A 17,516-nucleotide genomic window follows, 5' to 3' on the forward strand; every position below is an offset into this window, starting at 1 on the left:
CGGCTTTTTGTATTATCGAAAAATTTTTTTGTTCGTGTGGAAAAGTGGAAAAGTAGACGAACAGTATAATTGTTTATATGCTGAATATTCGGATTATCGTCGTTGGCAAAATTAAAGAAAAATACTATTCGCAAGCATTGGCCGAATATACAAAACGGCTTTCACGTTTTGCCAAGACAGAAATTTGTGTTGTTAAGGATCAAGCTACTCCTGAAAAGGCCAGTCAAGCAGAAAATTTAGAAATTTTAGAAGTAGAAGGCCAGCGTTTGTTGGACAAAATCGGTCCCCGAGATTATGTAATTGTCTTGGCGATTGAAGGCAAACTTATTTCTTCTCCGGAATTAGCCTCGATGCTAAAATTGATTCCCCTAGATGGCTTTTCAACAATTGATTTCGTGATTGGCGGTTCTTTAGGGTTATCTGACGCAGTTAAACAGCGAGCGGACCAAAAAATTTCCTTTGGCCGTATTACTTTGCCGCACCAATTGGCTCGAGTTGTACTGTCCGAACAGATATATCGGGCCTTTATGATCAACGAAGGCAGTCCTTACCACAAATAAAAAACCCGCAGATAAGTGCGAGTTTAATCAATTTCCGTTAATCTTAACAGCTCTAGGAAGCTCGACGCCTTCGACGCCCTTAGCCCATTGCTGCAGTTGAGCAGTACGCTTTAATTGGTTTTTCTTTTGTTGGTTGTGAGAGACAGGGCGCGGTGTTGAGAAGCTGTTGAAAGGCGACTTGCCGGTTAAATTTTTATTAGACATTACTATACCTCTAGGAATATTTTAAGCAATTGTTTATTTTACGTGCTTTTGCCCGAAAAAGCAAGTAAGACGGCAATCTTAGCTATAATTTAGTTAATGGAATTTATCAAAAAAAATAGATTGCTTTACTGGACCGTTGAAGTTTTGCTGCTCGCAATCTTGATCTTAGTTCTTTCTTCGCTGAGCTTTATTTTTGAGCCAATTGGCATTTTTTTCCGAACAATTTTTATTCCGATTATTGCGGCGGGTTTCCTGTATTATCTGCTGCATCCGGTAGTTGATTTTTTGGAAAAACATTTTAATCTGAAACACATGCTAGCTGTGGTTTTGACCTTCACAGCATTTCTGATTATTATTGCATCTTTATTTGTGACCTTTCTGCCCCAATTAATTGGTCAAATAAGCAATCTCTTAGGAACGCTGCCCGATTTTGCAAATGGTATCAGGAAAAATGTGAATAGTTGGTTAAGATCAACTTGGTTTAAACAACTCGGCTGGCAGATTCGGACCAATGATTTTCAACAGCAAATCAGTAAATATTCGTCAACCTTTCTCAGAGTCTCGCTCAGCAGCTTGGGGAATGCTCTGTCCTTTCTGACTACTTTTACGATCAACATCATTACAATTCCGATCATGCTCTTTTATATGCTGGCTGATGCTGATCGATTCGTTCCCTTTGTGAACCATTTTATTTTTCCTAGCCGCGCTAAAGAGGTCAACGATTTGGCGGCACGCATGAATAGTACCATCGGCCGTTATATTGGTGGGCAATTTATCGAAGCGCTGTTTGTCATGATCTGTGTCATGGTTGGTTATCTGATTATTCGGCAGCCCTTTGCGCCCTTGTTAGGGTTGTTTGCAGGTCTGTGCGTTTTAATACCATACGTTGGCCCCTTTATCGGTATGGTACCCAGCATGTTGATTGCGATCACAATTAGCACACAACAAGTTTTGGCTGTGGCTTTGGTCGTTATCATTGTTAGTCAATTAGATGGCAACCTGATTTATCCCAATGTGATTGGGCGTAATTTGAAAATTCACCCCTTAACCATTATTATCATTCTGCTTTCTGCCGGTAATATTTGGGGATTGCCGGGAATGATTTTGGGCGTGCCGATATATGCAATTATCCGAACTCTCGTGATTTTTGTTTACAACATTTATCAATTAAAAAAAGATGAGCAGCATGCTGTGGGCGAAGTTAGTTCAGCGGACTCAGCGAAATTATTGAAAAAATCTGCTAATAAGGAGAATAAAAATGACGCCTGAGGAATTTGCATCAGCATTGGAAAAACAAGGTCTGCCGATTTCAGAGCAGAAAATTGGTCTTTTTAGAGAATATTTGACTTTTATGCTGGCCTACAATGAAAAAGTTAACTTAACAGCTATTACAGAACCAGGGGATATTTGGCTGAAACATTTTTATGATTCATTGACACCCTTGATCTTTCTGCCGGTGCCGAATCCAACTAAAAAATTCTCGTTGATTGATGTGGGGTCCGGAGCTGGATTTCCAGGAATCCCTTTAAAAATTGCCGATCCAAATTTACAGCTGACCTTGTTAGATTCGCTGCAGAAACGCATTGTTTTTCTGGACAAGCTTGTTAGGAAACTGTCGTTAGATGACGTTGAGACCGTTCATGGCCGTGCCGAAGATTTTGGGCAGAATCCTAATTTTCGTGAGAAATATGATTTTGCCATTGCGCGGGCTGTATCGGGAACCAATACTTTATTAGAACTGCTGTTACCCTTTGTTAAGGTCGGCGGCAAAGCAATTCTCATGAAGACCGTTCACGATGAAAACGAAATTTTCCACGCCAGCAAAGCACTCGAAGAACTAGGCGGCCGCGCTTCACAGTCATTTTCTTTCGAATTGCCCAATGGCGATCCACGTGTTTTGATAGTGGTCGATAAGATTGCACCAACGAAAAACAAGTATCCACGGAAGGCCGGTACGCCAAAAAGATCGCCAATTGGTGGGAAAAATGGTTAGAGTAATTGCGCTGGCAAATCAAAAGGGCGGTGTTGGTAAAACAACCACAGCCTTGAATATCGCAGCTGGTTTGCTTAAAAATGGACAGAAAGTTCTTTTGATTGATTTGGATCCTCAAAGCAACGCGACTTCGGGCGCTGGTGTTGACAAAAAAGAGATTAATTTTGATGCTTATGATGTTTTAATTTCTAATCGTTCGGTTAAATCTGCCATTCTCAAGCGGACAGATAATTTTGATATCCTGCCGTCTTCACCGGAATTAGCCGGTGCAGAGATTGAATTGACCAAGAAGAAAAATCGGCAAATGATCCTCAAACGGAAAATTGCCCAGGAAAAAGAAAATTATGATTTTGTGATTATCGATAACCCGCCAGCATTAGGATTATTGTCCTTAAATTCCTTAATGGCAGCTGATTCTGTCTTGATTCCTGTTCAAGCAGAATACTTTGCTTTGGAAGGCTTGGCCCAACTTAAAAAAACCATTGATTTAGTTAAAGAACATGGTAATTTAGGCTTGACGATCGAAGGTATTTTGATGACAATGACTACACACACAAAAATAAGCCGGCAAGTGGTGGCGGAAGTTGAAAAGCATTTTCCAGAGGAAACATATTCGATTACGATTCCTCGCAATGTGCGTTTAACAGAGGCTCCGAGTTTTGGGCAGTCAATTTTTGACTTTGCCGGTTTTTCATCGGGTGCACGGGCATACAATAAATTAGTAAAGGAAATTATTAGCAAAGATGGCACAGAAGAAAGTGAACCAAGTTGAAATTATACATACTGCTGGTGATTATCACCTTCACGAGCAGAAGGTAAATGACTATCTGGCATATTCTGGTGGACATGTTGTTGCTTCTTTTGTAGGAACACCAGATGTTAATCATCGTCATGAACCCGGCCATTTTTATACGGTTATCGAGTTTGAGGCGACCATAGATGGCGAATAAACGCGGCTTAGGCCGTGGTATTGATGCTTTGTTTTCTGATGAGGATGATCAAAAGACGCTGCAGGCTGTTGCAAAAGTTGCTCCAAAAGACACGGCTGGCCAATCGTTACTACAATTAAAACTGTCGTCATTAGAAGTTAATCCATATCAACCCAGAAAGATTTTTGATCAGACAGCGTTGACTGAACTGGCACAATCGCTGAAGCAAACTGGCTTGATCGAGCCTTTGATTGTCAGAAAACACGGCAGCAGTTATCAAATTATTGCTGGAGAACGTCGTTTTCGTGCGGCAAAGTTAGCTGGTTTGACTCAAGTGCCGGTTATTGAAAAGACGCTTTCAGATAGTGCCATGATTGAATTGGCTATCATTGAAAATCTTCAGCGGGAGAATTTAAATCCGATTGAAGAGGCACAGGGCATTAATTCGTATATGAAGGAGCTGGCTCTGACGCAGTCTCAAGTAGCTGAAAAACTGGGCAAGTCACGAGCAGCAATTACAAACACGCTGCGTTTATTGAATCTGCCAGAAGCGGTTCAGCAGTTTATGATCGATGGCAGGCTCGCTATGGGGCATGCCAGAGCTCTGCTGGGCTTGGATACACCAGCCGAGATGGTGGCGCTTGCCAACAGAATTGTGTCAGAAGGATTATCTGTCCGTCAAGTCGAAGAATTAGTTCGCGGGCAGAGCCAAAAGCAGTCGGTTTCGTTGACGAAAAAACATAGTGAGACTAATATCTATGCCGAGGAAATCGAGAAACGACTTGAGGATAAGTTTTCGACGAAAGTTTCCTTATCTAAAAAGAAACTTGAAATCAGTTTCTCGGATCAAGACGAGTTAAATCGTATTTTGGAAATACTCGGTGTTAATGCCGACTAAATTTAATGAACTACACGCTAAATACAATTGTTGAAATGAAAAAGCCACACGCTTGCGGGGCGAATGCTTGGAAAATCGTTCGAATGGGTGCTGATATTAAGATTGAATGTACGAATTGCCATCGTGTGATTATGATGACCCGCCAAGATTTTGAAAAACGCTTGAGCAAAATTATTAAGGGCTGAAAGAGGCCTTTTTGTTTGCCAGAAATTAAATAGTAGAATAAATAAGGAATCAGGAGTAAATATGTCATTAACTGCAGGAATTGTTGGTCTGCCCAATGTTGGTAAATCGACCCTTTTTAACGCGATTACGAAGGCTGGTGCCCAAATGGCCAACTATCCGTTTGCAACAATTGAACCAAATGTCGGCGTCGTCGAAGTCCCGGATGCCCGTCTAGCTAGAATTCAAGAAATCGAGCCAGCCGATAAGGTCGTGCCCACGACTTTTGAATTTACAGATATTGCCGGTATTGTCAAAGGCGCATCTAAAGGCGAGGGATTAGGCAATAAGTTTTTGGAAAATATCCGCCAGACTGATGCGATTATCCAAGTTGTCCGAGCTTTTGAAGATTCAGAAATTACACATGTTTCTGGTAAGGTTGATCCTTTAGAAGATATTGAAACACTGAATACAGAATTGATTATTGCTGATTTAGATCATGTCAATAATCGTTATAGCAAAGTTGAAAAGGCAGCTGTCAATTCTAAAGATAAAGAAGCCATTGCTGAATATCAATTATTAAAAAAAATCAAACCCGTTTTAGAGGCTGGAGAACCGGTCCGCAGCCTCGAATTTGATACGGATGAAGCTAAAATTGTGCACGGCCTCTTCTTTTTGACTGACAAGCCCATGCTCTATGTAGCTAACATCGCTGAGGATGACATGGCCGATCCTTCTCAATCACCTCTTTATCAAGTAGTCGCAGATTATGCAGCTAAAGATCACGCGGAAGTTATTGGCTTGGCGGCAAAAACAGAAGAAGAAATTTCTGAAATGGCTGAAAGTGATAAAGCTGATTTTTTGGAAATGGCCGGCGTACAAGAGGCTGGATTAAATCGTCTGATCAGAACGGCCTACCATTTGCTGGGCCTGCGGACTTTCTTTACGGCTGGCGGTAAAGAAACCCGTGCTTGGACTTTTAAAGCAGGCATGAAGGCACCGCAAGTAGCCGGTATTATCCATTCCGACTTCGAAAGAGGTTTTATCCGAGCTGAAACTGTCAGCTATACGGATCTGGATCAATTGGGTTCGATGGCTGCTGTGAAAGCAGCTGGGAAGCTTCGTTCTGAAGGCAAAGAATATCTGGTCGCTGACGGTGATATTATCAATTTCCGTTTCAATGTTTAATCAAATTCAAACGCGGACGAACAATCTTAAGAATTTGTTCGCCTTTTTAGTATAATTTTACACGGAGGCTTCATGGCAAATTCCGAACTTTCTAAACGAAATCAGGAATTTGTTTTTCATTTAACAAAACTTCTCGGCGAATCGAAAAGTTTTGATGATGATAAAACAAATTCAACAATCAGCAATGTCACTGAAAAACTTTTGGCAGGACAAAAAACTGGTCAAACGGCTCGTCAACTTTTTGGCACTCCCAGTGAATATTACCAGGATTTAGTCGACCCTAAGGGCGCAGCTGAACGTAGAAGAAAACTTGCACAGATGCAGCAAGGGAAAAAGGCTGCACCCGCTGATAGACGTGCGCGTCCAAAAATCAGTGAGCAGCTATTTGACTTTAGTTTTTGGCTGGAATTCATTGATACCAGCTGGACGCTTTTGATTATACTGGCAGCGTTGTATGGCTTGACAATGCTGACCAGTAATGGCCGAAACCAAGGCGTAGGTGTTGTGACGTTGTTTATCTGGGCGATTATTACCGGTGCAGCCTATGTCTTTGTTCTTAGAATTGTCAGCCCGAATCCTAGTAAAAAAGAGCGGCGCCCTGTTTGGCAGCGGGTCTTATTCACCTTAGTTGCCGGTGTGGTCTGGGTTGGTGCGTTTTCCGGCTTGGCTTTGATTATTCCGCCTGTTATAAATCCAGCACTCAATTCAGCATGGCTATTTACGATTGCGGTGGTTGGTGCGGCAGTTTATTATATTTGGCGCAGGCAGTCACCGTTGCCAAAGGGAATTTTAATTATTGGCAGCTTGGCAACAAATGCAGCACTTAAGTATCGCGAGAAATATCCGAAAGCGAAAAAAGTTAGGACGAAGAAGTAATGACAAAAATTCTAGTGGTTGACGACGATAAAGAAATTGCTGAATTACTGGAGATTTATATTCGAAATGAGGGCAATGACCCTATTTTGGCTTATTCAGGCGAAGAGGCGCTTTCAAAACTCAATACTAATCCAGATATCGCACTTATGATTTTGGATGTGATGATGCCGGGGATGAACGGCTTTGATGTGGTTAAAGCCGTTCGCAAGGATACAAATATTCCTATTTTGATTGTTTCTGCTAAAACGGGCGATATGGACAAGATTCAGGGCCTGATTACCGGTGCAGATGATTATGTGACAAAACCCTTTAATCCATTGGAAGTGATGGCTCGTGTCCGCTCTTTGCTGCGCAGGTCGTCAAATGCAGTCCGGGACGAAGCACCTGAAATTATTGATGCTGGTGCTCTGACAATCAATAAAGATTCTCATGAGGTGAAAACAGCTGCTGGTGAAGTGATCCAGTTGACAGCCTTGGAGTTCGGCATCCTCTATTTGCTGGCTAGCCACCCGAATCGGGTCTTTTCTGCAGATGAAATTTTTGAACGTGTCTGGCAGACTGAATCTGTCGTTTCAGCAAAGACGGTGATGGTTCATGTTTCCCATCTACGCGACAAAATCAAGGAGAGTACAAACGGTGATGAAGTCATTCAAACCGTCTGGGGTGTTGGCTACAAAGTCGAAATCAATTAGCTTATGAAACTAACAGCTAGAGAAATTATTCATCTGATTCTTTTTGGAGCAGTCGCGGCCTTCGTACTGCTTCTTTTAGACTGGGCTGTTTTTGGCTTAATTGCAGCACTCATATCCGGTGATTTTAAAGTTGGCCGCGGGCGTTTTGAAACGACGGCATATATTTTGTTTAATGGCAAAAATTTTACACCAGCAAATTACCAATGGTGGGGCTTTGTTTTGATCTTGCTGCTGGGTATTGCGCTGTGGGTATTTTTATTTTTACGTGAATATCAGCAAATTCAGCTAAAACGGCTTTCGGCTGAAATTACGAAAATTAATCAAACAGAAGATAATGATCAGATTAAAATGTCATCGATTGATCCTATGGTCACGAGCCTCGTTTTGCAAATCAATCAAATGACAGCCTCAAAACAGAAAATCCTTGATACAGAACGTCAAAATGAACGCAAGCAGCAGGAGTTGGTCACTAATGTTTCCCATGATTTGAGAACACCGCTGACATCAATTATTGGTTATCTGGGTCTGATTGAATCGAACCCGAATATGCCGGCTAATCAGATGCGTAAGCATGCCTCAACTGCCTATACCAAAGCACAGCAGCTGGTATCGATGGTGGAAGATCTCTTTTCCTATTCCCAAACACAGACTAGCGGCGAAAATCTGCATTTCCAGCCGATGGAAATCTCTGAATTTTTTGACCAGCTGATTGTGCAGTTTGAGCTGGAGGCTCGCAAACACGCTATTACAATGTCTAGTCTGACTCACCCGGACCAGATTCAGATCGTGGCTGATCCGGAAAAATTGGCTCGTTTATTCATGAATCTGATCAATAATGCTTTTAAATATGGCAAAACCATGACTTTTATCAAATTGACCGCAGCCACAAAGGAAGACAAGGTCGAGATTAAAGTGCAAAATGATGGCGAGCAGATCCCTAAGTCGAGTTTGAGCAAGCTATTTGATCGTTTTTATCGTGTTGACCAATCGGGAAACAAAAATATCTCTGGTACCGGTTTGGGCCTTGCCATTGCACAAGGCATTGCTCAACAGCATCACGGGACAATTCGAGCGGAATCCAATTCTCAGTTAACGAGTTTTGTGATCGAACTTCCCTTGGACGCTTCTTTGGGGATGCCTCGTGGTTAATCGTCGGTCTAATTATATGTTTAAAGAGCACAGGTTTCGACACAAAATAATGGCGTGTTTGCTCGGCCTTTTGTGTTTATTTCTGGTCGCTTCTTGTGTAGTTGGTGTTTTTATCAACGAAAAAGTACCTAGCCGAGTATTACCGGTCATTAGTGGGAAACCGGCCCAGCTTCAAAACAAGGCTGCCGCATCATTGGTTGCCGACTTCGATAGTGGGCAAATCATTGCAGAGAAGAATCCGAATCAAAATTTAGCTATCGCTTCTACTAGCAAGTTGCTGACGGCTTATTTAGTTTATCAAGCTGTCCAGCAAAAGAAATTGTCTTGGCAGCAGCGCATAAAAGTAACGCCGCAAATTCAAGCACTTTCCCGTAATAGCGAACTTATGAATATACCCTTGCAGGCAGGCCAGGCATATACAGTGAAGGAGTTATTGGATGCGACTTTGCTGATTTCGAGTAATGCGACAGGCATTTTATTAGGAGATGCCATCTCTGGCAACCAGAGAAATTTTGCCGATTTAATGAATCGTACAACGGCTTCCTTTGGTATCCCCAGTTCGCAATATCATTTTTATAATGCAGTGGGCATCAACAATGTTTACCTATCAGGCCAAGATAAAATACCTAAGGCTTTGGATAACGATGAGAATGTGGCCTCGGCTAAAGCACTCACAACAATTGCGAACCGTTTATTTAAAAAATATCCAAAAGTTATCAAGGAAATGCAATCACCGGAATTATTCTTTCCATTTCCTGCCAGCGATTATGCGTTTCGCGGAGATTCTGTTTTAACGCGTTTTAACAAACAATTTCCTCAAGATGCAAAAGTTTTCTCTATCGTTAAAAGCGGTGCTTCTGAGGCGGCCGGATCGGTTTTGCTCGCGCTGACAAACAAAATGCCCAATGGTCGTCGCTATATTGTCTTGACGATGCATGCTTCTGATTACACTAATCTTTGGCCAACTTGGGATTTGACGGCGAAGACTGCGACACAGGTGTCACGGCAAGGCAGTTATTTATCGATACCTAAAAATACACAGATTTCGGGTGCTGAAAACCTTTATCTGCAAAAGACATCTCCTAGCCGGATTGCTTTACAAAATGCCTCAAGCATTAATTTTTGGACCTCTGGTAAGAGGAAACAGGTCTCAGCAAACCACATTGCTTATGATCGGCGGTCTGCCAATATTGCCAAGGATAGTATTTTAGTTACCAGGATCAATAATTTACGTGATTTTGATTATTTATATGGTCAAAAGCCGGTGGGCAAACTGTACTTAAAAACCATGAGGTCTGCCGTCTGGCAACTCAATCCTTTTGTCAGATATTGGCGTTGGCTAACTCATTAGACTAGCGAATTTGTTCACGTTTGCGCTATGATAAATTAGGAAACTTTGGAGGAAAAATGGCTAAATTAGTATTTATTCGTCACGGTCAATCTGAATGGAATGCTTTAAATCTATTCAATGGCTGGGTCGACACAAAACTATCTGAAGAGGGCATTCGCCAGGCAAAAGAGGCCGGTGAACTGCTCGCGGAAAAAGGTATTGAGTTTGATCAGGCTTACACTTCTGTGCTGACGCGTGCAATTCAAACGCTTCATATCACTTTGGAAGAAATCGGCCAGCTTTGGATTCCTGAAGAAAAATCATGGCGCTTGAACGAGCGCCATTATGGCGCTTTGCAAGGGCTGAATAAGAAGGCTTCAGCTGAAAAATGGGGTGATGATCAGGTGCATATTTGGCGCCGTTCCTATGATGTTTTGCCGCCATTGCAAGACTCAATTCAGAAATCAATTACTGTAGATGGTCGGACTTATCCTGCCTTAGATCGTCGTTATGCTGAGTTGGATCCTAAGACGCTGCCTTTGGGTGAGAACTTAAAAGTAACTCTGACACGCGTTATGCCTTTCTGGGAAGATAAAATTGCGCCAGATTTGCGCGCCGGCAAGAACGTGATCATTGCTGCTCACGGAAACTCGTTGCGTGCCTTGTCCAAGTATATTGAAAACATTTCCGATGCTGATATCATGGGCCTTGAAATCGCCAACGGGCAGCCAATCGTTTATGATTTTGATAAGGATTTAAAAGTTACAAATAAAGAATTGCTTGCTAAGTAATTTAAAAAATCCACTTGATCGTTAGAAATCAAGTGGATTTTTTTATCTAAAAATGATTTGATGCAAGAATCCGGCCTAAACCGCGAGGATCTTTGACGGATGAAGCTAGTAACTGTCGCAGATTGTCTAGACGGACGTCCCGTTCCGGAATACGAATCTCTTCTTGAGCAGATTCTTTCTTGTAGAAATCGATGTTTGCTCTGGAATAGGTCTGTTTCTCTTCATCTTGTGCTAATGAATTGATGAACTCGCTGGCTTGCGCGACCTTTTGCCGACTATCTTCTTCTGATGCGGCCTGAGAAGTTTGATCCTCTGCTTGAATGCTGGCGGCCTCGGATGGGCGTGATGATGGCAAACTATTTGGACTGCTTGAGGAAACGTTAGGGATCGCGTCAGTGGTATGCTGCCGATTAATCAACTGTTGGGCGAAATTTTCTAACAAGATTTTTTGGCTAGGGTTTAATTGGTTGATCATCATGTCTAAATGAGACAGTGAGGCAGCTGTGCCATTGTCGGTTGGCGTTGACTTGTATGGTACAGAATTGTCATTTTGCTCTATGGGTGTTTCAGCTTTTAAATTAGTGACAAGATCTGGCTTCGTAGCTGCAGCAGGAGTGGTCTTATTTTCCGGAAGAGAAATTTGCACACGTGAAGGTGAGACAGGCTTAGGCTGTAATTGTTGTTCGGCGCGGTCATTTTTCCCAATAATGACCCGATGGAGAAAGGATGTAAATTTCATGTCTCTAGTATCTCATTATTTTTTTAAATTAATGCCCTTGGAAACAGCGTAAATGACAATCGATCCGACAATCATTGAAGCAAGTTCACTGATAAAGAGCATGCCGTATGTCAGCCAAAAGCCGCCGTCAGCAAATTTAGGATAAAAAATAATTAATTCAGCTGCGATCCAAAACATAAATATGCTGACAATCAATGTTGAAGCAACGAATTTGAGAATTGTGTTAGGAATGCGCCGCGTAACCTGATAAACTACCCAAGTCATGGTTAAAGTCTGCAAACCACCGATAATTGCATCAACGATTCCCAAACCAAAAAATAGATTAAAGACGAAAACACCAATTGTTTGGGCGATGATATAACGTTTATTGAAAATGGCTAGGTTGTTGAAGCCTTCCCCAAGACGGATCTGAATGGCACCGCCACGCAGATTAAAAGGCGGGATCATACCGATTAGAATGTATAAAGCGGCAACAACGCCGATAAGTGTTATATTTCTAGCTTGACTCTTTTGTTTTTTTTCCATACTTTCCATGATATAAGAAAAGTGCTCGATCTTTCAGATTAAAAACAATTCCTTTGCTATTAGACAAAAAAACACAGCGTCTGCTGTGTTTGAAAACACGGATTAATTTTTTAACCGCGGTAAATCCACCGGTCACCAGTCTCAGCCAATAGACGGTCGGAAGCAACCGGCCCCATAGTAGCGGACTCGTAACTTTCAAGGGGCGCTTTATCTTCAGCCCAGACTTTAGCAATCTGATCAACGAATTTCCAAGAAATGGAAACACCAGTCCAATCGGCAAAGTTCGAACCGTCTCCATTCATCGCGTCATGCAGCATTCTTTCGTAAGGATCCGGCGTCTGGGCTTTATCTTTATCAGAAATGGACCAAGCCAGCAAGTCAGAACGGGTACTGAATTCGGTTGTGACATCTTTGCCGTTCAAAGAGAATTGAATGCCGCCGACTGGATCAATCAAAATACTTAGGACAGGCTCGGTCAGTTTGTCATCATTCGTAGTACCAAAATCGAAAGTGGATTTCTTATAGACCACATCGACACGCGTCTGCTTAGCAGCCAAACGCTTACCGGTTCTAATGTAGAAAGGAACACCTTGCCAGCGGTCTGTGTCGAATTGCAGACGGCCAGCTACGTAAGTATCATTTTTGGAATCGGCCGGCACATCTGGTTCTTCAGTATAGGCCTTTTGCCAAACTTCACGGCCGCGGCCATATTGACCACGCACAAAGTTCGCGGCAACTTCCTCACCCTTGTACATCTTGAGTTTTGAAAAAGCAGCGTTCTTAGCGGCACGGATATCTTTGTCTGAAAATGAAGCTGGTTCTTCCATAGCGAGCCAACCGACAATTTGGAAGGTATGATTTTGAATCATATCAAGCAAAGCTCCGGCTGTATTATAGTAGCCGGCGCGCTCTTCAACACCCAACTCCTCAGCTAGTGTTACTTGAATATTTTTAATGTATTTATTATTCCAAGTTGCATCAATAAAGGCATTGCCAAAACGCAGCGCTGGGATATTTTGAACCATTTCCTTGCCAAGATAATGATCGATTCTGAATATTTGGTCATCAGAAAAACCTGATTCGAGCTGGTTTTGTAATTCTTGTGCTGTGTCAAAACTCGTACCGAAGGGTTTTTCAACCATTAAACGGTTATAGCCATTATCTGACATTAAGCCCTCAGACTTGATTGCTTGTGCAATCTGTCCAAAGAAGCGTGGCGCAACTGACATATAGAAAATGCGGTTGCCATTGGCATTGTATTGTTGATCCAGTTGAGCCAGAAGATCTTTCAGCTTGCCATAATCCTTTAAGTCGGTCACATCATGACTGCGGTAACGGAAGTGAGCGGCAAAAGCCTTAATCTGCCCCTCTGTACCGTTATTGGCGATAGATTGGCGAACTATTTCCTGGAATTTTTCATCATCTAAATCATGACGCGCAGTCCCGATCACGGCGAAACGATCCTGCAGGTAGCCCTTTTTAAATAAATTGAACAATGAGGGGTATAACTTACGCTTGGCAAGATCCCCGGTGCCGCCAAACAGCAGCAGAACTAAAGGTAATTCAGTAGGTTTATTATCCATATTCACTCCAAACTTTTACATATAAAAGTATAACCTATCGGATTAGTTAAGTTTGTGAAGATGTTACTATTTTCATATGGATCAATATTCGGAAGACAAAAAACCGCGTCGCAGACCGCCTTTGCATGTTCAAACGAGCACGATCCGCCCAATTTACGTTTATGCAGAAAATTTAATCAGCAACGCGGCTGCTGCAATGACCTGGCCGGTGACCTCTTTGTATCTGCATAATTATCTGCATCAGTCTTTTTTAATTATTGGCGTGATTTTAATGCTGGGATCCCTCGTTTCAATGCTGGCCGCTTGGGGAGCGGGACTTTTATTTGATCGCTGGCGGCCTTACCACAGCTTTATTATTGCTTTATCCATTTGCTTGTTTGGATCATTGATGATGCTCTGTTTTCATGACTGGCCAATATATGTTCCATGGCTCATGATTCTGAATATTGGTATTGGCATGCTTCAAACGCTGATAAACTCATATGGTGCCTACCTCTCAACAGATAATCCAAAGCACTTTTTCTCGAACATGGCCATTACTTTGAATATCGGCACAGTCATTGGCACTTTTTTCGGTACCTGGATCTTTGACAAAATGAAAATCCAGGGCATGATGCTCCTTGCTATCGTTTTTTATCTGGAAATGCTTGGGCTGGCTATTTTATTTTTTCGCGTCCAAATCCGGCCTGCGTCTATGGTGCTTGCCGCAAAACAACCGAGCCGTTTGGCTTTTTCACGCTTATTAATTGCGATTGGCGCCTTGACGATGATGACCTACTTAACTTATCAGTTTTGGGAAACAGTTATGAGCCCGCACATGGTCAGCTTGGGCATATCAATCGAACAATATGGTTATTTGTGGACAATTAACGGCTTGGTCATTATCTTTTTCCAAAATTTGGTCACGAAAGCAACAAAAAATTGGTCCTTTATGAAAACGGTAGTCATTGGTACTTTTATTTTTGCTCTGAGTTTTCCGCCTTTGATCTGGGCCAATCGTTTTTGGCAAATGATCTTGATTACAATCGTGCTGGTCGTTGGCGAAATGTTATTTTCGCCCGGAACAACAGCTTGGATTGCTCATTTGGTGCCTGCACAGTTTCAAGGGCAAGGCATGGCTTTTATTAGCGCTATGATCAGCTTGGGACGTGCGATCGGGCCAGTTTACGCGGGCATTTTTATGGATCGGGGGTGGATTTTTGCTCTTTTTATGAGCAGCTTTTTCTTGTTGCTGATTCTTGATGGCGTTGTTTATATCTTTGGCAGATCAAAAAATAAAAGCCTGATATAAATCAGACTTTTATTTTTCGCTTGTTTTCTCTTCAAAATCACCGTTTGGCTGGTACTCTTTTTCTATCTTTTTAACTGTGAAAAAATTGATGTAGGCATCTTCATAATCATTGGCAGTGATATCGAAACGAAAATCATCATTTTCAACGGTTACGGTATCGCCTTTTCTGGTATCGGGGTAATTATTTTGGATGTATCCGGTTAAAGTGACAGCCTCGTCTTCATCAAAATCAGGAATTTTAGTTTTGAAAAAATCTTCCAAGTCATACAATGAAATCTTGCCAACCACTTGATAACGGTTATTACCAAGTTTTTTAATCATCTCATCATCTTCATCATCTTGTTCATCTTTTAAGTTACCGAACAATTCTTCATAGATGTCTTTATCAGTAATGATACCTGAAGTTCCGCCGTATTCATCAATGACAATTGCCATCGGCACACGGTGGGCGCTCATTTCGTCCATGACATCAGGAACCTTCATATTCTCTGGAATAGAAACGATATCACGCATGATCGTGGAAACTTTAGCTTGGTCGTCAATTCTCGCCTGACGAACAATATCGTAATTATAGGCATAACCAATGATTTTATCTTTGTCATTATCAGCCGTTACGGGAAAACGTGAATATTGTTCTTCCAGATAGAGCTTTAAAGCATCGGCAATCTTGTCTTCAACGTCGATCACGCTCATGGAAGTTCGATCTACCATCACATCGCTAGCAACTTTATCATTCATCTCAAAAGCACGCTGCATAAAGTTGGCATCTTCTTCGTCAACCTCAGAGTCGCTGGCCAAGGCTGAATTTTTCGTTAAACTAATGATCTCGGTCGGTGAATAAATATCCTCATCAGTTGCAGTCTTAAAACCTAGTAGATTAGATACCGCTGCGGCCGTACGGTCGAATAACCAAATCAAAGGGAAAAGAACAACATGAAAAAAACGCACTGGACGCGCGATGCTCAATAATACCTTGATTGGTTCATCAATCGCAATGTTCTTTGGTACCAAATCGGTAAATACGGCATGCACAAAGGTAAAGATAAGGATACCAACGATAGATGAAACGACTAATTCACTTTCCCTGCCCAGAAATGCAAAAACGCCGGAATTCTGTAAAAATTGGGAAGCCGCGCCTTCACCCAACCACCCGATAATTAATGAAGTGAGTGTAACGCCAGTCTGTGCCGTCGACAGATATTCATTAAGATGATCTGTCATATGAATTGCTAAGGCAACCCGCTTATTTGGCTTTTTCTGATCTTTTTGAATCGCTTTTAGAGCGGATGGACGCGAACGGATAAGGGAGTATTCTGTGAGTGTGAACATCACAGCTAAGATAAGGGAAATGAGTAAGGCAATCACTGAAACTAATATTGAGGGGTCGGAGTCCATTAATGTTTGATATCTACTTTCTTAAATAGTCTAATTGCTATTATATCAAGCTTTGAGTACAGAAAACACACTTATTGGCCAGCTTTAGACAGATTAGCAATTATTCTTGTGTATAATTTTTGTAAATCCGATTGAATGCCGGATAATTCGTAACTATAGAGTAATGGCTTATTGTACTTGGCTGCATAACGCTTGGCAGTCAGCACGTATTGAACGTTAAAGTTACGATTGCCGGACCCGAAAACGCCAAGCAGTTTTTTGTAATTTTCATGGTAGTCAAGGTAGTCGCCTAAAGCGTTAGTAAAAATTTCGTGAATTTCTGGTCCGATACCAGTGCCTCCTTCTAGGTAAGTCGGGACGTTTATAAAAAATGGTGCCTTTTCTTCAGCGAAATCAGTAGAATCGCTAATTTCGACGGCCTCAATTTCGACATTGTTCGGATTTTCCTGTATTTGCGTTTTTGCATAGGCTGCTAAACGCTGCATAAAATTTCGTGAATTTCCCTCAATAGATACATATAAAACACGAACTTTTTTCATGGAAAATACCTCTTTATCAGGAAATAACGTTCCGTGGTTTTTTCTTCTCAGATATTTGAACGAAAATCCTAACATTACCTTTTCTTAATATTCTTAATCTTTCAAAAATGCCCTTAAATAGGCATTTAGACGCTATTAAGCTTGCAACAATTTTTAAATTATTGCAAGTTGTTTAAGACAACGATCTGATAATAAATTGTAATATTTCGGCTCGATCCGCACCAGTTCTAGCTTTTGGGACAGCGACCGCTTGTTCGCATGTGAAATTGCCCTTGTATCTTGTTTTCAAGGCGTTTATATTAATAAACATCCAATAAATAAAGGCGCTAAAAACAAACATTAGGAGGTAAAAGATGACAGATATTACGGTTTATACAAAAAATGATTGCGTCCAGTGCAAAATGACTAAAAAGTTTTTGACTTCAATGGGAGCCGATTTCCGAGAAATCAACATCGATCAGCATCCAGAATTTGTTGCTCAGTTGAAAGAAGCCGGTTATCGTCAAACACCGGTTGTCAAAATCGATGGTCTTGATGCTTTCTCCGGTTTTCGTCCGGATGTTTTGAAAAAAGCACTCGCCTCTTCAGCCGCTGCTTAACTGTCTTTTACAAAATAATCTAGGCAAGCATCGGGTTTTTCTCGGTGTTTTTTAATCAAAATAACTAGGAGGA

At 41.7% G+C, this 17,516-nt stretch carries 21 protein-coding genes; 15 read left to right on the forward strand and 6 right to left on the reverse strand.

Going from position 1 to position 17,516, the window contains the following annotated elements:
- Positions 1 to 77: 77 nt before the first annotated feature.
- Positions 78 to 560: a 23S rRNA (pseudouridine(1915)-N(3))-methyltransferase RlmH gene (gene rlmH / locus NRF22_RS03890; protein WP_007744827.1), complete on the forward strand. Its 483-nt coding sequence runs from the start codon at positions 78 to 80 to the stop codon at positions 558 to 560.
- Positions 561 to 587: 27 nt separating this feature from the next.
- Here rlmH and NRF22_RS03895 read toward each other — a convergent pair whose 3' ends face one another.
- Positions 588 to 764 (reverse strand): hypothetical protein, encoded by a 177-nt coding sequence (locus tag NRF22_RS03895; protein WP_263779355.1) that lies wholly within the window; start codon positions 762 to 764, stop codon positions 588 to 590.
- A gap of 96 nt (positions 765 to 860) precedes the next feature.
- Between NRF22_RS03895 and NRF22_RS03900 the strand changes: the two genes are divergently transcribed.
- From NRF22_RS03900 to gpmA, 12 genes are all read left to right on the forward strand, one after another.
- On the forward strand, positions 861 to 2,033 hold the full coding sequence (locus tag NRF22_RS03900; protein ID WP_007744825.1) for an AI-2E family transporter: 1,173 nt from the start codon (positions 861 to 863) through the stop codon (positions 2,031 to 2,033).
- Positions 2,023 to 2,757, forward strand: a complete 735-nt coding sequence (gene rsmG, locus NRF22_RS03905; RefSeq protein WP_263779356.1) for a 16S rRNA (guanine(527)-N(7))-methyltransferase RsmG — start codon at positions 2,023 to 2,025, stop codon at positions 2,755 to 2,757. The genes NRF22_RS03900 and rsmG overlap by 11 nt, the downstream gene beginning before the upstream one ends.
- Positions 2,750 to 3,529 carry a ParA family protein gene (locus NRF22_RS03910; RefSeq protein WP_007744822.1) on the forward strand — a complete coding sequence of 260 codons (780 nt, stop codon included), beginning with the start codon at positions 2,750 to 2,752 and terminating at the stop codon, positions 3,527 to 3,529. Before rsmG ends, NRF22_RS03910 begins: the two co-directional genes overlap by 8 nt.
- Positions 3,501 to 3,707: a hypothetical protein gene (locus NRF22_RS03915; protein ID WP_007744821.1), complete on the forward strand. Its 207-nt coding sequence runs from the start codon at positions 3,501 to 3,503 to the stop codon at positions 3,705 to 3,707. The genes NRF22_RS03910 and NRF22_RS03915 overlap by 29 nt, the downstream gene beginning before the upstream one ends.
- A complete protein-coding gene (locus NRF22_RS03920) occupies positions 3,697 to 4,584 on the forward strand; it encodes a ParB/RepB/Spo0J family partition protein (RefSeq protein WP_263779358.1) in 888 nt (295 codons plus the stop codon). Before NRF22_RS03915 ends, NRF22_RS03920 begins: the two co-directional genes overlap by 11 nt.
- Before the next feature lie 5 nt (positions 4,585 to 4,589).
- A complete protein-coding gene (locus NRF22_RS03925) occupies positions 4,590 to 4,769 on the forward strand; it encodes a DUF951 domain-containing protein (RefSeq protein WP_007744819.1) in 180 nt (59 codons plus the stop codon).
- Between the two features lie 61 nt (positions 4,770 to 4,830).
- Positions 4,831 to 5,934, forward strand: coding sequence for a redox-regulated ATPase YchF (gene ychF / locus NRF22_RS03930; RefSeq protein ID WP_263779361.1), 1,104 nt, complete (start codon positions 4,831 to 4,833; stop codon positions 5,932 to 5,934).
- A gap of 72 nt (positions 5,935 to 6,006) precedes the next feature.
- A complete protein-coding gene (locus NRF22_RS03935; RefSeq protein WP_007744817.1) occupies positions 6,007 to 6,810 on the forward strand; it encodes a DUF1129 family protein in 804 nt (267 codons plus the stop codon).
- Positions 6,810 to 7,502, forward strand: coding sequence for a response regulator transcription factor (locus NRF22_RS03940; protein ID WP_007744816.1), 693 nt, complete (start codon positions 6,810 to 6,812; stop codon positions 7,500 to 7,502). Before NRF22_RS03935 ends, NRF22_RS03940 begins: the two co-directional genes overlap by 1 nt.
- Positions 7,503 to 7,505: 3 nt before the next feature.
- Positions 7,506 to 8,651, forward strand: coding sequence for a sensor histidine kinase (locus NRF22_RS03945; protein ID WP_263779362.1), 1,146 nt, complete (start codon positions 7,506 to 7,508; stop codon positions 8,649 to 8,651).
- 58 nt (positions 8,652 to 8,709) lie between these two features.
- Positions 8,710 to 10,002, forward strand: coding sequence for a D-alanyl-D-alanine carboxypeptidase family protein (locus NRF22_RS03950; protein ID WP_263779363.1), 1,293 nt, complete (start codon positions 8,710 to 8,712; stop codon positions 10,000 to 10,002).
- 56 nt (positions 10,003 to 10,058) lie between these two features.
- Entirely contained in the window at positions 10,059 to 10,772 is a 714-nt protein-coding gene (gene gpmA / locus NRF22_RS03955; protein WP_007744809.1) for a 2,3-diphosphoglycerate-dependent phosphoglycerate mutase, read from the forward strand.
- 46 nt (positions 10,773 to 10,818) lie between these two features.
- Here gpmA and NRF22_RS03960 read toward each other — a convergent pair whose 3' ends face one another.
- The 3 genes from NRF22_RS03960 to zwf form a co-directional block, all read right to left on the reverse strand.
- Positions 10,819 to 11,511, reverse strand: a complete 693-nt coding sequence (locus tag NRF22_RS03960; RefSeq protein WP_263779364.1) for a hypothetical protein — start codon at positions 11,509 to 11,511, stop codon at positions 10,819 to 10,821.
- A 15-nt stretch (positions 11,512 to 11,526) separates the two neighbouring features.
- Positions 11,527 to 12,036 carry a QueT transporter family protein gene (locus NRF22_RS03965; protein ID WP_007744805.1) on the reverse strand — a complete coding sequence of 170 codons (510 nt, stop codon included), beginning with the start codon at positions 12,034 to 12,036 and terminating at the stop codon, positions 11,527 to 11,529.
- A 110-nt stretch (positions 12,037 to 12,146) separates the two neighbouring features.
- Positions 12,147 to 13,619 carry a glucose-6-phosphate dehydrogenase gene (gene zwf, locus NRF22_RS03970; protein WP_007744804.1) on the reverse strand — a complete coding sequence of 491 codons (1,473 nt, stop codon included), beginning with the start codon at positions 13,617 to 13,619 and terminating at the stop codon, positions 12,147 to 12,149.
- A gap of 76 nt (positions 13,620 to 13,695) precedes the next feature.
- Here zwf and NRF22_RS03975 point away from each other — a divergent pair, with 76 nt between their 5' ends.
- The gene (locus NRF22_RS03975; RefSeq protein WP_263779365.1) at positions 13,696 to 14,910 is read left to right on the forward strand and encodes an MFS transporter; all 1,215 of its coding nucleotides are present in this window, start codon (positions 13,696 to 13,698) and stop codon (positions 14,908 to 14,910) included.
- A gap of 9 nt (positions 14,911 to 14,919) precedes the next feature.
- Here NRF22_RS03975 and NRF22_RS03980 read toward each other — a convergent pair whose 3' ends face one another.
- On the reverse strand, positions 14,920 to 16,305 hold the full coding sequence (locus tag NRF22_RS03980) for a hemolysin family protein (RefSeq protein ID WP_007744801.1): 1,386 nt from the start codon (positions 16,303 to 16,305) through the stop codon (positions 14,920 to 14,922).
- Between the two features lie 71 nt (positions 16,306 to 16,376).
- Positions 16,377 to 16,844, reverse strand: coding sequence for a class Ib ribonucleoside-diphosphate reductase assembly flavoprotein NrdI (locus NRF22_RS03985; RefSeq protein WP_007744800.1), 468 nt, complete (start codon positions 16,842 to 16,844; stop codon positions 16,377 to 16,379).
- Between the two features lie 353 nt (positions 16,845 to 17,197).
- Between NRF22_RS03985 and nrdH the strand changes: the two genes are divergently transcribed.
- Positions 17,198 to 17,443 carry a glutaredoxin-like protein NrdH gene (gene nrdH / locus NRF22_RS03990; protein ID WP_007744798.1) on the forward strand — a complete coding sequence of 82 codons (246 nt, stop codon included), beginning with the start codon at positions 17,198 to 17,200 and terminating at the stop codon, positions 17,441 to 17,443.
- Positions 17,444 to 17,516 lie beyond the last annotated feature (73 nt).

Source organism: Oenococcus kitaharae (genome assembly GCF_025758695.1).
GTDB classification, from domain to species: domain Bacteria; phylum Bacillota; class Bacilli; order Lactobacillales; family Lactobacillaceae; genus Oenococcus; species Oenococcus kitaharae_A.

Excerpts from the sequence above, each read along its gene's own strand:
- rlmH (WP_007744827.1), top strand. The coding sequence starts at position 78 with ATGCTGAATATTCGGATTATCGTCGTTGGCAAAATTAAAGAAAAATAC.
- NRF22_RS03895 (WP_263779355.1), bottom strand. The coding sequence starts at position 764 with ATGTCTAATAAAAATTTAACCGGCAAGTCGCCTTTCAACAGCTTCTCA.
- NRF22_RS03900 (WP_007744825.1), top strand. The coding sequence starts at position 861 with ATGGAATTTATCAAAAAAAATAGATTGCTTTACTGGACCGTTGAAGTT.
- rsmG (WP_263779356.1), top strand. The coding sequence starts at position 2,023 with ATGACGCCTGAGGAATTTGCATCAGCATTGGAAAAACAAGGTCTGCCG.
- NRF22_RS03910 (WP_007744822.1), top strand. The coding sequence starts at position 2,750 with ATGGTTAGAGTAATTGCGCTGGCAAATCAAAAGGGCGGTGTTGGTAAA.
- NRF22_RS03915 (WP_007744821.1), top strand. The coding sequence starts at position 3,501 with ATGGCACAGAAGAAAGTGAACCAAGTTGAAATTATACATACTGCTGGT.
- NRF22_RS03920 (WP_263779358.1), top strand. The coding sequence starts at position 3,697 with ATGGCGAATAAACGCGGCTTAGGCCGTGGTATTGATGCTTTGTTTTCT.
- NRF22_RS03925 (WP_007744819.1), top strand. The coding sequence starts at position 4,590 with ATGAACTACACGCTAAATACAATTGTTGAAATGAAAAAGCCACACGCT.
- ychF (WP_263779361.1), top strand. The coding sequence starts at position 4,831 with ATGTCATTAACTGCAGGAATTGTTGGTCTGCCCAATGTTGGTAAATCG.
- NRF22_RS03935 (WP_007744817.1), top strand. The coding sequence starts at position 6,007 with ATGGCAAATTCCGAACTTTCTAAACGAAATCAGGAATTTGTTTTTCAT.
- NRF22_RS03940 (WP_007744816.1), top strand. The coding sequence starts at position 6,810 with ATGACAAAAATTCTAGTGGTTGACGACGATAAAGAAATTGCTGAATTA.
- NRF22_RS03945 (WP_263779362.1), top strand. The coding sequence starts at position 7,506 with ATGAAACTAACAGCTAGAGAAATTATTCATCTGATTCTTTTTGGAGCA.
- gpmA (WP_007744809.1), top strand. The coding sequence starts at position 10,059 with ATGGCTAAATTAGTATTTATTCGTCACGGTCAATCTGAATGGAATGCT.
- NRF22_RS03960 (WP_263779364.1), bottom strand. The coding sequence starts at position 11,511 with ATGAAATTTACATCCTTTCTCCATCGGGTCATTATTGGGAAAAATGAC.
- NRF22_RS03965 (WP_007744805.1), bottom strand. The coding sequence starts at position 12,036 with ATGGAAAAAAAACAAAAGAGTCAAGCTAGAAATATAACACTTATCGGC.
- zwf (WP_007744804.1), bottom strand. The coding sequence starts at position 13,619 with ATGGATAATAAACCTACTGAATTACCTTTAGTTCTGCTGCTGTTTGGC.
- NRF22_RS03975 (WP_263779365.1), top strand. The coding sequence starts at position 13,696 with ATGGATCAATATTCGGAAGACAAAAAACCGCGTCGCAGACCGCCTTTG.
- NRF22_RS03980 (WP_007744801.1), bottom strand. The coding sequence starts at position 16,305 with ATGGACTCCGACCCCTCAATATTAGTTTCAGTGATTGCCTTACTCATT.
- NRF22_RS03985 (WP_007744800.1), bottom strand. The coding sequence starts at position 16,844 with ATGAAAAAAGTTCGTGTTTTATATGTATCTATTGAGGGAAATTCACGA.
- nrdH (WP_007744798.1), top strand. The coding sequence starts at position 17,198 with ATGACAGATATTACGGTTTATACAAAAAATGATTGCGTCCAGTGCAAA.